This is a genomic window from Emticicia fluvialis (assembly GCF_024793945.1).
Classification (GTDB): domain Bacteria; phylum Bacteroidota; class Bacteroidia; order Cytophagales; family Spirosomataceae; genus Emticicia; species Emticicia fluvialis.
The window spans coordinates 75,325-89,314 of sequence record NZ_JANUSD010000019.1 but is presented as its reverse complement, the minus strand read 5'-3'; the positions used below and the strand labels follow the sequence as shown (position 1 = coordinate 89,314).

Below are 13,990 nucleotides of genomic sequence, written 5' to 3'. Positions count from 1 at the left end.
TTTTTTGCATTTTGCCCAACGCAAATCACAAATGATTTTTGGGATCAATGGCTCAAGCGAAAAAGTTGGGGACTACGCATAAATCTTGGCGAGTCTAAAGAGGAAGAAAGTAATATTTCTTACGGGTCAGTCTGAAAAGTTGGGGAATACGCATAAATCTTGGCGAGTCTAAAGAGGAAGAAAGTAATATTTCTTACCCCTCTGAACTGGTTTTGGAATGTTTAAATCTGAGCCTTGACAAATACGTATTTAGCGCCTTTATAGACATCAAAAAAGGACAGAAAACCTCCTATCCTTTTGTTTCTCGCTCTCAGTTTATTTAAATCAAATCGTTTCAATCTCGTCTTCAAAAGTATCCTCGTCAGTATTATAAGTCTTCGGAGTTGGCAGTTGGTTATCCTCAAATTTATTATAATAGCGGTCGTAATCTTTATACTTCCGGTTACGATTATCTTCATTATAGCGTCTGTCGCGGTCGTCATAGTACTCACGGTCTCTTCTGTGGTTATAATATCTTCGCTCTCTTTCATGGTAGTAACGGTCGTCACTCCAGCGGTGGCAATGTTCATTACAATCATATCCGCGGCTGTGGTAGTGGCGCCAACCTCTTCCACCTCCTATAATAATCGGTGGTGGTATAACATATACCCTTGGGCTATAGCCCCACGAAAAACCAATTATTGGTGGTGGTACGACAATCCGGGGGACAATCACACGTGGAATAACTCGTACATAAGGGCGGTAGTTATACCGATATCTGTATGCCCTTCTCTGGGCATTTGTTTCGGTAGCGAACAAAAAGCAAAGCAGAATGAAAAGAGAAAAAGCATTACGTTTCATGATTCAGTTCGTTTTTGTAAATAATGCGCTTGCAAGCATAAAGGTTGCATGTTGCGATTTTTAACAAAGACAATTAATCGTAATCTTTCCCCTATTTCTATAGTTTTTTATCTTGTTTAGAATTAGCTATCTATATATTTAGCCAGTAGGTCATTTTTAAAATCAGCGCGCGGTTTTTAGGAGCCCATGCATTTACGTAGTACCTGCTAATGTTTTCAGCAAAGTAATTATCAGTATAAACCAGAAATACATCACTCACAGGTCTGAATCTCCATTGCAAACGCGAGTTTATATTGATGTTGTTGGTTTGTGTGTTATACTGAAAGAACGTGCTTAAAAACAGGCTTTTTGATATGGCCAGTTCGGCCCTGGGCCCCAGCAACCAATATTTTACGCTGTTGTATGGTTTTGGCAGGCGAATGTCAGTAAAGTTGCAATCTACAGTTAATATGCCGTACGGCTGGAATCTATACGCAATGCTGCTTTCCCAGATTGTAGCATTACCATTAAAATACTTGCCCTTACTGAAGTCAAAAGTACCATTTAAGGTATATCGCTGGCTACTGGTGTAGCCCATATTGAAAAATCTGGAGCTATAATTACCAACGGGCAACTCTACAACATTCCTGAAAGCATCCGGATTCGGATTATCAGAGGCATTAGTTGGGTCAAAAGTTTCAAACAAGTGAGTAAATTGCCAGCTGTAGGCTATATAGGCTTCATCTCCTGCAGGGCTGTTAGCAAAAACAAACAGGTTAGACTCACTGTCGAGCAACTTTCCTTTCAAATCAAAAACATCAGAACCTTCAGACCCTAACCCATAGGCATTTATATATCTGGATATATTCTTCGACTTCGGGTTTAATATTACAGTAACCGGACGAAACAACTGCCATATACCCATACGAGGCACAAAGCCTACGTCTGCACGGTAGTTTTTACCTATCCGCTGTACACCAAAATTCAAGTCTATATTGGGGTGATGATACCCCATAAAATGTGCTGCGCTGGCAGCATCTTTGTTTTCATTGGGCGAGAACGACTGATGATAGTAGGATTCAGCTTCAAAACGACTGTCTTTAGAGTAGTAGTTAAATTCAAGGCCACCAACCCGGTTATATTTTCTGTAACTACCTGTTTGTTCTTCGCTTAAATTACCAAATATATTTTCTTTATCTGTAAAAACAGCACCAATGGTTGAGCGGTCCAGAATCTTTCTTTGCACTGTGGCCACAGAATAATTGGCAGCAGGCAGGTATTTATTGTTACCGAAGCTCACGCGTTTGGTCTGCATATTCATGAGGCCAATGCGCCATTTATCGTTTAACTTGCCACTCAGGCGTGCACCGGCCAGGATAGGCACCTGCTGATTGAGCCCCGTATTTGGGTTACGGGTAATGCCTATACGGCGAGAGAAGAACGGTCGGGTATCGGGGAAACCAAAACTGCCGAACAGGTCGTTGTTTTCCAGAAAGAACTGGCGCCGTTCGGGGAAGAATAACTCAAAGCGGCTCAGGTTTGTTACCTGTTTATCCACCTCAACCTGCGAGAAATCCGGGTTTATTGTAAGGTCCAGGTTAAGCGATGGCGTAACAGCTACTTTGGCATCCATACCTATTCCTTTTGGGTAGCCGGTAGTTGTTCCGATAGGGCTCAGGTCTTGTTCATTTCGGGGGAAGTCTTTCTCAGCAGCCAGTGAAACGTACGGAATCACAGATACATTGGCACCTGGCTTGGGCGGTTTTTCATCCCAGACCATCAGACCTGTAAAGGCCAGGTTACTTGGTGCAAAATTACGTGGAACGGGCCTCCAGCTAGACTGTTCGTTTGTTTTTAATACAGTTCTGGTAAAGTTTACGCGCCAGCTGTTTTCTCCATCGGCCACTTTATAACGTATTGTCTTGAAAGGAATGGCCATTTCAACCACCCAATAGTCGTCGAAGTTTTTAACGTGCGAATACCACTTATTATCCCAGAAATTAGAGATTTCTTCTCCGTTAAAAACCAGTCCTTCACGCTGCACCCCATAAGGGTTGGTAACAAACTGAAAAGCATTAAGGCGATCTTTAAAAGTATCCAGGTTCACTGCAAATACATCGCTGGTGCCGGGTTCAAAATCTCTTTTGAGCGATGCAATGGTGTACGTATTACGAGGTTGGTAGCAAACCGCACCCACATACAAGAAGTTATCATCAAAAGATACGCGTACTTCCGTTTGTAATTGGGCAAAAGAAGTATCGTAGGGGCGTTTCAGGAAAAAATTCCCGGCCACGTCGGCGGTTTTCCAAATCTCTTCATCTAAATGCCCGTCAAGTTTAATCGGGGCAACAGATTTTTTAATATGGATAACGTATTTCTCGTCGTTTGAGGTTTTGTTTTCTTGTGCAATCAGGTTCAAAGCGCATAAAAATATTCCTATGGCTAAGTAAAGTTTTTTCATAAAAGTGTATAATACGGATAGTACTTTAATGCAAAGATACTATGTAAACAGATATAATTTCATGTTTATCATGAAACCACATTTACTGGCTGCCCCTTCTGATAGGCCGCAATATTGTTTGCTATACCATTTAAAAGCGCCTTGCGGGCATCTACACCGGCCCATGCAATATGTGGCGTTATGATGCAATTCTGAGCTTTTAGAAGTGGGTTATCGTGTGCCGGTGGTTCTGTAGAAAGTACATCAAGCCCGGCACCGGCAATTTGGCCTGCGTTTAGTGCATGGGCCAGATCGGGTTCATTAATTAAACCCCCGCGGGAAGTATTAATTAAAACTGCGTTTGGCTTCATAAGACCTATAGAAGCCTGATTAATGAATCCCTGGTTTGCGGTTGTAAGAGGGCAATGCAAAGTAAGGAAGTCGCTCTCTTTCAGAATTTTTTCTACCTCGCATAGTTCTACGCCTTCCATCCCGCCTTTGGTAAGGTCTCTTTTATTAGCCAGTACTTTCATGCCAAAGCCCAGGGCAATGCCGGCTACTTTTTTGCCGATATCGCCAAAGCCCACAATACCCAGCGCTTTACCCTCCAGTTCAATTAAAGGCGAATGATAAAAACACCAGTCGGCAGATGATGGCCAGGTCTGGTCAATATTATTGGCATGTTGCGCAACGCGGTTGGTAAAGCTTAATAATAACGCAAATGTGAGCTGGGCTACCGATGCAGAACTATAGCCACGCACATTGGTAACTATTATGCCTTGCTCTTTTGCCGCCGCCACATCTACAATATTAAAACCGGTGGCTGTTACTCCAATGTATTTAAGATCAGGCAACTGGCTGATGGTATCTTTATCCAGCGGGCATTTGTTGGTCAGAATAACTTCTGCGTCTTTGGCACGTTCAATAATCTGTTCTTTAGGCGTGCGGTCATAGAGTGTTACCTCACCTAAATCATTCAGAACCGATAAATCAAGGTCGCCAAGGATGTCTATTGTATGGGCATCAAGATATACTATTTTCATGCGTTTGTTCTTTTAAGGTTGAATGGTTTTGCACTGCCGGCCACTAGGCCAGTAAATTCATAATGTCTTCTTTTGAAAGAGATTTCACAAAGGTTTCTTCGGTGGTAATCAGGTTATCGAACAGCTTCCTTTTGTTTTGCTGCAAAGCCAGAATTTTTTCTTCTACCGAGTTTCGTGTAATAAACTTATAGGTAAAAACGGTATTTTGCTGGCCTATTCTGTGCGCTCTGTCTACTGCCTGGGCCTCAATGGCCGGGTTCCACCAGGGGTCAAGCAGGAAAACGTATTCGGCTGCAGTAAGGTTAAGGCCTAGCCCCCCTGCTTTTAATGATATCAGGAATATCTTAATGCTCTTGTCATTCTGGAAGCGGTCTACCTGTTCCTGGCGGTTAACCGTAGAGCCATCCAGATAACAGTAAGGTATTTTGTTTTCGTCCAGATATCGCCTGAAAATAGCTAGGTGTTTTACAAACTGGCTGAACACCAATACCTTGTGGTTTTCGTCTACAATGGTTTCTAACCTTTGCAGTACTTCCTCATCTTTGCCAGAGCTGCCGTCATAATTCTCATCAATCATCACCGGATTATTAGCCAGCTGGCGTAGCTTGGTTAAGCCCTGCAAAACTACCATCTGCGACTTCGCCAGCCCATCCTGCTCAATCTGTTCAAGAATAATGTTGCGATAGTAAGACTTGGCCTCTTCATAAGTTTTTTCCTGTTCTTCCGACATGTCGCAATAATGCACGCTTTCTACTTTGGGCGGAAGCTCCGTTGCCACCTGCGACTTATGCCTGCGCAACATAAAAGGTTTAATGAGACTATAAAGGTGCCTGGTCTGTTTTTCGTCCTGATGTTTTTCAATGGGTATCTGGTATTCATTCTTAAAGAAGTGCTGTGTACCCAACAAACCCGGATTAATGAAGGTCATCTGTGTCCATAAATCCATTGTACTGTTCTCAAGCGGAGTACCCGTCAGTATCAGCCGGTTGGCACTATTCAATTGCATTACTGCTTTTGAAATAAACGATGTCGGATTTTTAATAGACTGCGACTCATCCAATATCACATAATGAAAACGGTAATCTTTCAGGAGTTCAATATCCAGCCTTACAATGCCGTAAGATGTCAGAATCAAATCATAATTATCAAACTGCTGGGTGTTTTTCTCGCGGTACGTACCGGTGTAAACAAATGCCTTCAGGTCTGGTGTAAACTTCTCAATTTCTTTCAGCCAGTTATAAACCAATGACGTAGGCATTATCAACAGGGTAGGATGTTGCGCCAGCCCCATTTCTTTCTGCGACTGCAAAAATGCCAGCGTCTGAATGGTTTTACCCAAGCCCATGTCGTCGGCCAGGCAACCTCCAAACTTGTATTCCGATAAAAACCGCAGCCAATCGTATCCGGCTTTCTGATAGGGGCGGAGGGTTGCTAATAACCTTTGTGGGGTATCATACTGACTGATTTTCTCAAAATCGCGGAGTCTTTCCAGTTTTCTGGTAATAACCGAATGCGCCAGTCCTTCATCGGTAAGGTCTTGCACCAGCACCAGGTGGTGTTTTTTCAGAATTACTTCATCTTCATCGTTTCGCTCTACAAAGCTGAACAGCTCTGAATAGCGGGTGAACCATTCTTCCGGAATCACGGCTATCTGCCCATTGGGCAAAACAAACTCGCGTTTATTGGCCATAATCAGGTTGCGCAGTTTCAGGAACGGAATCTCAAACTCACCAAATCGCACTTTTGCCTGAATATCAAACCAGTCGTTTTTCTCTTCAATGTTTATTTCAATTGCCGAGTACCCCAGAAAATACTGTTTCTGGCTCAGGCTGTTTATATCTTGTTTTACCTCAAAATTGTTTTCTTTAAGTAGTTGTGCATTTTTTTGTAACCAGGAAAAAGCCTGAGGTTTCAGGAACGACATCCGTCCCTGTCGTAAATCAAGCCCCCATTCTTTCAACTGGTTTATTTGCTTGCGCTCATAGGCCAGGTCGCGCTTTACCTTATGGAAAATCCAGTCGTTGCCGTTTTTTTCTACGTTTACGTAGGCTTCGGCCGAGAAACTGTCGAAACGAAAAGTATAGCTACCATACTGAAATGCCAGGTCAAAAACTATTTTGCTTTCTTTTTCATCTTTTTCGTCTTCGTCCTGTTCAAATAATGAGGCCAAAACTTTCTGACTACTGGCTACTACCTCACTTATTGTCAGCAAAGGTTTAGATGTATGCTTCTCAAATCGTATTTCAAAACCCTGTGCAAAAACATCAAACTGCGCTATGAGCGGGGCTATGAATTTTTGATAATAGGTCTCCTCAATGTTACGCGGTATAATGATATGATTTTTGTTCAGGAACGGCCGTAGTTTTTTGCCGTCAACCTGTTTTTCAAAATGGTATAGTTTATCATCAATGAGCAGCCAGGCGGGTTCTTCACACAAAATGCTGGCATTCTTAAACTGAAACTGTACCCGTTCACCCTGGTGTTTGATGGTCGGAAAATAATGGGTGTTTTCTTCATTACGTACAAAATTAAAGAATACCCGTGCACCTTCAGGTATCATTCTTACCTCTCTCCAGGTTGGGTCGCCGTCGGTACCCATTATAAAAACCTGCTTGGACATCAGCTTTTCTAAAATCTGAGCCCGGTGTTTTTCCATATAGCTATGAATGGTTTCCTGCAATAGTTTATCTCCTTTTTCGGTGTCGTAAACTTTCAGGAAAAAATCAAGCGGACTTATTTTTCGGGTACTGAATTTCTTTAAAATAGCTTCCTGCTGTATGGCATCTATCAGTTTCACGAGTTCAAAATCGGTAGAATCGAGCCGCTCTGCAAATTCTTTGATGTTCTTAGACGAAACGTTCTGGTTTTGAAGGGTAAGCTCTCCTTTGCTATTGAGCTGAATAATGAAAGATTCAAACAAAAAGCCCAGATACTCATGTTCAAATAATGAATATACGATTTGAAAAGGTTGTAAAGTAGATACTTTCATGTTTACAAAATAGGAAGCCCTGCCGCTTGGGTGTTTAGGAGAAACTTTTCTTATCTGTGTCATGGCGTGGACTTTGTTCATTCAACAAACTACAAAAATGACCATAGATTAGTTGATTTGCAAGGAAGCAGTAGAATAAAAAAAATGTAGCAACATGAAGAATCATGCTGCTACTGGTAAAGGGAAGAAAGATGAGGTTATGCCTTAAATACCGGTGTAATTAAACGGAGTAATACGGCGTAATTCGTACTTTACTTTTTCGCCCACATCTAGTGTGTCTATAAACTCCTTTATTTTCTTTTCAGTGATTTTCTCGTTGGTACGGGTCAGCGACTTAAGCGCTTCGTACGGTTTCGGGAAACCCTCCCTTCTTAAGATGGTCTGGATACCTTCAGCCACTACTGCCCAGTTTTCTTCCAGGTCCTGGTCTATGGCGTCTCGGTTAAGTTCAAGTTTGTCCAGTCCTTTCAGTATCGATTTCAAGGCAATTACCGTATGTGCCACAGGTACACCCAGGTTTCTTAGCACTGTTGAGTCTGTCAGGTCTCTTTGCAGGCGAGAAACAGGCAATTTGGCTGCAAAGTGTTCAAAAACGGCATTGGCAATACCCAGATTCCCCTCGGCGTTTTCAAAGTCAATGGGGTTAACTTTATGTGGCATGGCCGAAGAACCAATTTCGCCGGCTTTAATTTTCTGCTTGAAGTAGTTCATAGACACGTATGTCCAGACATCGCGCGAGAAGTCTATCAATATATTGTTGATACGCTTAATGTTGTCGCTCATAGCGGCCAGCATATCATAGTGCTCTATCTGGGTAGTTTTCTGGCTGCGGCTCAGCCCGAGCTGATTGTTTACAAAGGTGTTGCCAAAAGCTACCCAGTCTGTTTGCGGATAAGCCACAAAATGGGCGTTAAAGTTGCCGGTGGCGCCACCAAACTTGGCAGCGTAAGGTATGGTTTTCAGTAAATCAAGCTGTTTTTCAAGGCGTTCACAAAAAACCAGAATTTCTTTACCCAGTTTGGTTGGCGATGCCGGTTGGCCGTGCGTATGTGCCAGCAGAGGTATATCTTTCCACTGTTCGGCCAGAGAATGTAGTTTTTCCAGAACCTGTGCAAAAACCGGTAGAATGTTATTATCAACGGCCTCTTTAAGTGAAAGCGGGATAGCCGTATTGTTAATATCCTGCGAGGTAAGCCCGAAATGAATAAATTCAGAATACTGGCTGACACCGAGTTTCTCAAAAGCATCTTTTATAAAGTACTCAACCGCTTTTACGTCGTGGTTTGTAGTCTTTTCTATTTCTTTAATTGTAAGAGCATCTTCTTCCGTAAAGTTTAGGTAAATAGCTCTTAAGTCTTTGAAGAGCGATTTATCAAAAGCAGAAAGTTGCGGAAGGGGTAATTCAACCAATGCTATAAAATACTCTATTTCAACACGAACACGGTAGTAAATCAGGCCGAATTCTGAAAAATACTTCGCTAGGTCCTCCACTTGTTTACGGTAACGACCGTCGACAGGAGAAATAGCAGAAAGAGAACTTAAAATCATAAATATGTTATTTAAAATGTAGCCAATCTTCTATGGCAGAGATAATTAAAGGTTAAGATTGCTACAAGTAAAGTGGTGCATTACCAATTGAGGGTCTTTTGCTTAATTACCTACAAATTTAATGTTTTAATGGTAACGGAATCATGGTTCTATCAAAAAAAAAATTAAATTGCTCCACTTTTCAACCTATTCAACAAAACCTGATCAATGCAAACCTCTAATTTTATAGGAGAACTCGTCGGTACGCTTGTACTGATTCTACTTGGTAACGGCGTGGTAGCCAATGTATTATTAAAAGGCTCAAAAGGTGAAAATGCCGGCTGGATATCCATTACAGCAGGCTGGGCATTTGGCGTAATGACGGGTATCTTTGTGGCCCAGAAGTTCGGCAGTTCTGCCGCACACCTGAACCCCGCAGTTACTGTAGCCATGGCAGTAAAAACCGGCGACTGGTCTAATGTGGTGCCATTTATAACCGCCCAGGTTATTGGTGCTTTTTTAGGGGCGGTGCTGGTTTGGCTGGCTTATCTGCCGCATTGGAGCATAACAGAAGACAAAGGCGCCAAGCTGGGTATTTTTGCTACAGCCCCGGCTATTAGACATACAACAGGCAATATTATAGCCGAAGTAATAGGCACTATTGTGCTAATTATCGCATCATCATCTTTTTATAGTATGCCAGACTCCGGCTATGGCCCTTTGCTGGTTGGTTTTCTGGTGTGGTCAATTGGTTTGTCTCTGGGTGGGCCAACAGGTTATGCCATTAATCCGGCGCGTGATATTGGCCCGCGTATTGCACATGCTATTTTGCCGATACCCGGTAAAGGAACAAGCGACTGGGGCTATGCCTGGATTCCGATTTTGGGCCCGGTGATTGGCGGAGTAATTGCCGCGCTCATTCTGAATGCCTTTCATTTGTAAAGGCATAAATATTTTTCAGATGTTTGGGGTTTCTGAATAAACTTTTGCGACTAATATTCGTTTATTATAAACAGCTATTGCACAAAAGAATTGGTTTTTATATTTTTAAGAAACCAAAATCATTCTGGAAATGATATTGGATTATCCATTTGCCCCGCAGTCAAGAAATGATTTGAGGGAGCTCAGAGAGCTTGTCAGACACGGAGAAAACAAGCACGTTGAGTTTAAATTGAAGACGAACCATCCTGAGAAGATTATCCGTGAAATAGTTGCTTTCGCCAATTCAGACGGAGGCCAGCTCATTATCGGTGTTGGCGATGACAGAAGCATAAAAGGACTGAAATTTGCCGATGAGGATGAGTTTATTCTTCGCAGGGCTATAGAGCGGCATATTTTTCCGGCTATTGAGTATGACGTAAAACGCGTTGAATTGGAAGGAGACCGCGATGTGCTGATATTTAACATTCCGAAAAGCCAGGCCAAGCCCCACTATGTAGACCTTGACGGAATAATGGAAAACCGAAGGGCCTACGTACGTGTAGAAGACCGCTCGGTACAGGCAAGCCGTGAAATGAGAGAAATTCTGAAAGGTGAACGCAAGGCACAGAATATCAGATTTCATTACGGAGACAAAGAGCGGACATTGATGAGGTATCTGGCAGATAACAAACACATTACAGTTGAAACCTACGCAAGTATTGCTAATATACCCCGTAAGATAGCCTCGCGAACACTGGTGGTATTGGTTCTGGCCAATGTCATAAAGGTTCAGCCACATGAGGTGCAGGATTATTTCATGGCAGCTTAAAAACGTATTAATAACCGGCCGGAGGTGTATTCTCCGGCTTTTTTATGAAGTTGCCAGGCAGCTGGTTGGCCACAGCCACTGTAAAACAAAGAAAATAGAATAAAGTGGCAAGATTCTGGTATATTTTTTATAAAAGAATACAACAAGTTCGGAATCAATTTTATAACTTTGCAGTCCGAAAATTCGCGGACATTCAAAAATTTTAATAAAATATCAGATTGCCTGATACATGCGCGTTCAGTCAATCAATCATTAGGTTTTAAAAATGGCAAAAAAAGACAAAACAGGAGTTGAGATTCTTGAAAATGCAGACGCTTTAAAGCAAGACTTCGGAAAAGCAGAAGGCTTTTTGAAAAAGAATCAGACATTGCTTGCCTATCTGGGTGGAGGTATTTTGGCTATAGTTTTAGGTGTTGTAGGATACAATTACTGGTCGAAATCGCAGGATGAAGAAGCACAGGTAGCTATGTTTAATGCTGTTTATGCATTTGAAGCCGATTCTTTAAAACAGGCATTGAACGGTACAGGCGGTAACGAAGGACTCTTGAGCGTGGCAGAAAACTACGGCTCAACTGACGCCGGTAATCTGGCCCATTATTATGCAGGTGTTGCATTGGTAAAACAAGCCAAATACGATGAGGCTATTGAGCATCTGAAAAAATTCAATTCAGGCGATTTATTAGTTCAGGGCCGTGCCTTTGCCTTGATCGGCGATGTGTATATGGAGAAAAAGAATACCGAAGACGCGATCAGTTACTATAAAAAAGCAGCCGATTACAAGCCTAACAAGTCTTTTACACCGGGATATTTGATGAAACTGGCCGGAGCTTATGAAATTGCTAAAGATAATAAGTCAGCTATAGATACTTATACGGAGTTAATTGAAAAATTCCCTGAGTCAGTTGAAGTAACTAATGCGAAGAAATATAAGTCCAAACTCGAAGGCGTTGTCGGCGAGTAAAATTTGGTTATTGAGTATAATCAAAGGGATGAGCCGAATCAGGTTTATCCCTTTTTTAATAATTAATGTATCTGTTTATCAAGTATATTTAACAGTATGTCGTCAGCAAATAAAAATCTTAGCGTTTTCAGCACCACAGGCTTGCCCGATGTGAGCAATAAAAAATTTGCCATTATAGTGGCCGAATGGAACAGTGAAATAACAGAGGCACTTTTTGAAGGCGCATATCAGACATTGCTTGACAACGGCGCAAAGGCAGAGAACATTGTAAGGGCAAATGTACCCGGTAGTTATGAATTGAGCTTTGGCTCGCAGATATTTGCCCAAAAGCCTGAGATAGACGCAGTAATTGCATTAGGGTGCGTAATACAGGGAGAAACCAAGCATAACGATTACATTAACCATGCCGTAGCCGGGGGGCTTACCGATGTGGCTCTGAAATATAACAAGCCGGTTATTTTTGGGGTATTAACGCCAAATAACCAGCAGCAGGCGCTTGACCGCGCCGGTGGCATACACGGCAACAAAGGTGACGAGGCAGCTATTACAGCCATCAAGATGTTAGGATTGCAGTAAGGAGATGTCTAAAATAATTCTTGAAACACTCATACATTCAACGCCTGAAATCTGTTACGATTTGTCTTTGAGTGTAGACCTGCATCAGCTTTCTACAGCCCAAACAAAAGAGTATATTGTTGGTGGTGTTCAAACGGGTATAATGCAGATGGGTGAGAGTGTTACGTGGAGAGCAAAACATTTCGGCATTTGGTTAGAGTTAAGCACGAAAATTACCGAAGCCCACAGGCCGGAGTATTTTGTAGATGAAATGCAGAAGGGGCCTTTTAAATCATTAAGGCATGAGCATCATTTTACAAAAACTGATAATGGAGTATTAATGAAAGACATTTTTATGTTTAAATCTCCAATGGGTTTCTTGGGTAAGATAGCCAACACATTAGTATTAGAAAATTATTTGAAGTCTTTTCTGGCAAAAAGGAATCAATGCATTAAAGAGATGGCAGAGTCGGGCAGGTGGAAAGAAATATTGGGTAGTTAAGAAGATTAAGTATTTCATTATATAGTAAAACAAAACCAGAACCACAAAAAATGCAAGTTTGGAAATTTGGCGGTACATCCGTAGGGAAACCGGAGCGTATGCACTCTATTCGTACACTGATTACAGAAGACGGTCAGCGTAAGATTGTTGTTTTATCTGCCCTTTCGGGTACAACAAACGCTCTTATCTCCATCGGCGAATCTCTGAAGGCAAATAATGATACCGAAGCCACCGAAAAAATAGATGCCCTTTATGCGCACTATCAGGCTTTTATTAAAGATTTGTATAAAACCGAAGCAGGCTATAATGCAGGTAAGGCAATAGTAGATAAAGAATTTGGCTTTATCCGCTCGTTGGTGAGCATTAAGCCCTTTACACTAAAGCAGGAGAAAGAAATAGTGGCCGAAGGTGAGCTGCTAAGTACACAAATGTTTGAGACCTACCTGAAAGAAGAAGGCGTAAGCTCAACTTTGTTACCCGCGCTTGATTTTATGCTGATTGATGCTGACAACGAGCCAGTACTGAGTTTTACGGAAGAGAAGCTGTCGGCCATGCTTGCACAATTACCCGACACAGAAATATTCATTACGCAGGGATTCATCTGCCGCAACCCACGTGGCGAGGTAGATAACCTGAAACGCGGAGGCTCTGATTACACAGCTTCGCTGATTGGTGGCGCTATCAGTGCTGAGGAGATACAGATTTGGACAGACATTGACGGCATGCACAATAACGACCCGCGTATCGTAAAAAGGACATTCCCTGTGCGTGAACTGACATTTGAAGAAGCCGCTGAACTGGCTTATTTCGGAGCAAAAATTTTACATCCAAATACCATTACACCTGCAAAAATGAGAGGAGTACCTGTGCGTTTGAAAAACACTATGGAGCCAAACGCCTTTGGCACCGTAATAGCGCATAACACAACCGAGTCTGAAATTAAAGCCATTGCGGCCAAAGACGGCATCACGGCAATATACATTCACTCGACACGTATGCTGAATGCCTACGGATTCTTAACCAAGGTTTTTGAAGTATTTGAGAAGTTTAAAACCCCGGTTGATATGATTACCACTTCTGAAGTATCAGTGGCAGTAACCATAGACAACCCCGAACACCTGGCAGATATAAGCGCAGCCCTTAGCCAGATAGCAGAGCTGGAAGAACACGACCGCAACCAGACCATTATCTGTATTGTGGGCGACTTCAAGGCTGATAAAGCCGGGGTGGCACTTAAAGTAATAGAGGCTATGAAAAACATACCTATCAGAATGATTGCCTACGGAGCCTCCGAACACAACATATCTCTATTGGTTGATACCAAAGACAAAGAAGCAGCGCTCAATGCCCTGAACGAAGGTTTATTTACTTTTGAATAACATTTTGAAAAGCCTTGTGGCTCCA

11 protein-coding genes are annotated in these 13,990 nt (G+C 42.3%); 6 read left to right on the top strand and 5 right to left on the bottom strand.

Translation table 11 applies throughout. From position 1 onward, the window contains the following. Positions 1-324: 324 nt before the first annotated feature. The 5 genes from NZ848_RS19315 to purB form a co-directional block, all read right to left on the bottom strand. Positions 325-840, bottom strand: a complete 516-nt coding sequence (locus NZ848_RS19315; RefSeq protein ID WP_259016895.1) for a hypothetical protein — start codon at positions 838-840, stop codon at positions 325-327. A gap of 130 nt (positions 841-970) precedes the next feature. Continuing rightward, positions 971-3,280, bottom strand: a complete 2,310-nt coding sequence (locus NZ848_RS19310) for a carbohydrate binding family 9 domain-containing protein (protein ID WP_259016894.1) — start codon at positions 3,278-3,280, stop codon at positions 971-973. 68 nt (positions 3,281-3,348) lie between these two features. Beyond that, complete coding sequence (locus tag NZ848_RS19305; RefSeq protein ID WP_259016893.1) at positions 3,349-4,302, bottom strand: D-2-hydroxyacid dehydrogenase; 954 nt, start codon at positions 4,300-4,302, stop codon at positions 3,349-3,351. 43 nt (positions 4,303-4,345) lie between these two features. Then, entirely contained in the window at positions 4,346-7,291 is a 2,946-nt protein-coding gene (locus tag NZ848_RS19300; protein WP_259016896.1) for a DEAD/DEAH box helicase, read from the bottom strand. A 204-nt stretch (positions 7,292-7,495) separates the two neighbouring features. Beyond that, positions 7,496-8,839 (bottom strand): adenylosuccinate lyase, encoded by a 1,344-nt coding sequence (gene purB, locus NZ848_RS19295; protein ID WP_259016892.1) that lies wholly within the window; start codon positions 8,837-8,839, stop codon positions 7,496-7,498. Between the two features lie 207 nt (positions 8,840-9,046). On the opposite strand from purB, the gene NZ848_RS19290 reads away from it, so the two are divergent. From NZ848_RS19290 to NZ848_RS19265, 6 genes are all read left to right on the top strand, one after another. Further along, positions 9,047-9,760, top strand: a complete 714-nt coding sequence (locus tag NZ848_RS19290) for an MIP/aquaporin family protein (protein WP_253532020.1) — start codon at positions 9,047-9,049, stop codon at positions 9,758-9,760. Positions 9,761-9,890: 130 nt separating this feature from the next. After that, positions 9,891-10,568, top strand: a complete 678-nt coding sequence (locus NZ848_RS19285; protein WP_259016891.1) for an AlbA family DNA-binding domain-containing protein — start codon at positions 9,891-9,893, stop codon at positions 10,566-10,568. A 265-nt stretch (positions 10,569-10,833) separates the two neighbouring features. Then, complete coding sequence (locus tag NZ848_RS19280; RefSeq protein ID WP_259016890.1) at positions 10,834-11,529, top strand: tetratricopeptide repeat protein; 696 nt, start codon at positions 10,834-10,836, stop codon at positions 11,527-11,529. Positions 11,530-11,625: 96 nt separating this feature from the next. Beyond that, positions 11,626-12,105 carry a 6,7-dimethyl-8-ribityllumazine synthase gene (gene ribH, locus NZ848_RS19275; RefSeq protein ID WP_259016889.1) on the top strand — a complete coding sequence of 160 codons (480 nt, stop codon included), beginning with the start codon at positions 11,626-11,628 and terminating at the stop codon, positions 12,103-12,105. 4 nt (positions 12,106-12,109) lie between these two features. Beyond that, entirely contained in the window at positions 12,110-12,586 is a 477-nt protein-coding gene (locus NZ848_RS19270) for an SRPBCC family protein (protein ID WP_259016888.1), read from the top strand. 50 nt (positions 12,587-12,636) lie between these two features. Further along, positions 12,637-13,965: an aspartate kinase gene (locus NZ848_RS19265; protein ID WP_253532029.1), complete on the top strand. Its 1,329-nt coding sequence runs from the start codon at positions 12,637-12,639 to the stop codon at positions 13,963-13,965. Positions 13,966-13,990: the final 25 nt, after the last annotated feature.

Bases quoted from the DNA above. Each gene is read 5' to 3' on its own strand.
- NZ848_RS19315 (WP_259016895.1), bottom strand. From the start codon at position 840: ATGAAACGTAATGCTTTTTCTCTTTTCATTCTGCTTTGCTTTTTGTTC.
- NZ848_RS19310 (WP_259016894.1), bottom strand. From the start codon at position 3,280: ATGAAAAAACTTTACTTAGCCATAGGAATATTTTTATGCGCTTTGAAC.
- NZ848_RS19305 (WP_259016893.1), bottom strand. From the start codon at position 4,302: ATGAAAATAGTATATCTTGATGCCCATACAATAGACATCCTTGGCGAC.
- NZ848_RS19300 (WP_259016896.1), bottom strand. From the start codon at position 7,291: ATGAAAGTATCTACTTTACAACCTTTTCAAATCGTATATTCATTATTT.
- purB (WP_259016892.1), bottom strand. From the start codon at position 8,839: ATGATTTTAAGTTCTCTTTCTGCTATTTCTCCTGTCGACGGTCGTTAC.
- NZ848_RS19290 (WP_253532020.1), top strand. From the start codon at position 9,047: ATGCAAACCTCTAATTTTATAGGAGAACTCGTCGGTACGCTTGTACTG.
- NZ848_RS19285 (WP_259016891.1), top strand. From the start codon at position 9,891: ATGATATTGGATTATCCATTTGCCCCGCAGTCAAGAAATGATTTGAGG.
- NZ848_RS19280 (WP_259016890.1), top strand. From the start codon at position 10,834: ATGGCAAAAAAAGACAAAACAGGAGTTGAGATTCTTGAAAATGCAGAC.
- ribH (WP_259016889.1), top strand. From the start codon at position 11,626: ATGTCGTCAGCAAATAAAAATCTTAGCGTTTTCAGCACCACAGGCTTG.
- NZ848_RS19270 (WP_259016888.1), top strand. From the start codon at position 12,110: ATGTCTAAAATAATTCTTGAAACACTCATACATTCAACGCCTGAAATC.
- NZ848_RS19265 (WP_253532029.1), top strand. From the start codon at position 12,637: ATGCAAGTTTGGAAATTTGGCGGTACATCCGTAGGGAAACCGGAGCGT.